Source organism: Streptomyces sp. NBRC 110611 (assembly GCF_001590865.1).
GTDB lineage: Bacteria > Actinomycetota > Actinomycetes > Streptomycetales > Streptomycetaceae > Streptomyces.
In genome coordinates, this window is sequence record NZ_BBUY01000079.1 from 1 (window position 1) to 1,457 (window position 1,457).

General features: G+C 71.1%; 2 protein-coding genes and 1 pseudogene. 2 read left to right on the top strand and 1 reads right to left on the bottom strand.

Annotation, left to right across the window (positions count from 1 at the left end; translation table 11 throughout):
- Window positions 1-631, top strand: a 631-nt coding sequence (locus tag AZE13_RS33410; RefSeq protein WP_147264834.1) for a SulP family inorganic anion transporter, incomplete at its 5' end; no start/stop codon positions are given.
- 61 nt (window positions 632-692) lie between these two features.
- Window positions 693-1,109, top strand: coding sequence for a magnesium transporter (locus tag AZE13_RS33415; RefSeq protein WP_258528203.1), 417 nt, complete (start codon window positions 693-695; stop codon window positions 1,107-1,109).
- Between the two features lie 154 nt (window positions 1,110-1,263).
- Here the strand turns inward: AZE13_RS33415 and AZE13_RS37410 are convergent.
- A pseudogene (locus AZE13_RS37410) lies at window positions 1,264-1,457 on the bottom strand (hypothetical protein); the annotation flags it as partial.

The window sequence follows — 1,457 nt, forward strand, 5'->3', positions numbered from 1 at the left end:
CGTCGGCAACACGGTGTGCGGGCTGCTGGGTGCGCTGCCGATGACCGCGGTGATCGTCCGTAGCGCGGCGAACGTGCATGCCGGGGCCCGGACGAAGGCCTCGCGGGTGCTGCACGGCGTGTGGCTGCTGGTCTTCGCCGCGCTGTTCCCGGCGGCGCTGGGCGTGGTGCCGATCGCGGCGCTGGCCGGTGTGCTGGTGCATGCGGGCGGCAAGCTGATTCCGGTGAAGGAGTGGCGTCCGCTGTGGCGGGAGCACCGGGGCGAGGCGGTGGTGCTGCTGGTGACGGCGGTCGCGATCGTGGCCACCAACATGTTCGAGGGTGTGCTGCTGGGGCTGCTGATGGCGGTCGCCAAGTCCGCGTGGGAGACCTCGCACGTCCACCTGGAGGTGGAGGGCCTGGAGGGCGCCGGTGTGGTGCGCGTACGGGCCCTGGGCAATGCGACCTTCCTGCGGCTGCCGAAGCTGCTCGACCAACTCGAGGCGCTTCCCCGGGACCGGGAGATCGACCTGGATCTGTCGGGGCTGCGCTACCTCGATCACGCGTGTGCGGCGGCGCTCGGCAGCTGGGAGGAGCAGCGACGCCGACTGGACGACGCGGCCCGGCAAAAGGCACCTTCCATCGCGCCCTGACCGGCGTTGTCCATCGCACCGCCAAGAGCGGTGGTCGCCCCGGTACGCGTTGGAGGCCACCTTGGAGCAGGTCGCCGCCCTCGCCGTGTTCATCCCCATGCTCATCGGCGCGGGCGGCAACGCCGGCGCCCAGGCCGCCACCGCCTGCGTACGCGCCCTGGCGGTCGGCGAAGTCCGTGGCTCTGACCTGCTGAAGGTGATCTGGCGCGAATGCCGGGTGGGCCTGGTCCTGGGCTCACTGCTGGCCTCGCTCGGCCTGGTGGTGGGCACGCTGGTCGTCAGCGCGAAGATCGCCCTGGTGGTCGGCATCACCCTGGTGCTCATCTGCGGGTGGGCGGCGACCATCGGTGGCACCATGCGCCAAACGGCTGCGGATCGACCCGGCAGTCGTCTCCGCCCCAATGGTCACCACCCTGGGGTGGACGCCACCGGCCTGGTCATCTACTTCCTGACGGCGAAAGCCGTCATAGGCATCTGACCCATCCCAGGGAGTTTGTGACCCACTCGCGGAAGGGGGAGCCAGGCGCTGTGGACGGCGCGCAGCCGCCGGTGTGTGCCGTAGACCAGCAGGCCCGCCGAGAGGAAAGCGAACACGAACAGGCCGATCTGCCGGTCTGGCAACGCGGTTGCGGTCACGGCGAGGCCCGTGCTGCCTCAACCCGTGGGGTGGCCCGCCGCTCGGGGACCGGGATGTATTCGGCGCATGAGGGGCGGCTGGTCTCCAGGGCCACGCCCGCGCTGCCGAACGTGGCCGCGGCGCTGACCGTGTGGAGGGCGACGTTGGTGGGGTGGAAATCGGCCCAGCGTCGCGACGGTCGAGGCCGAT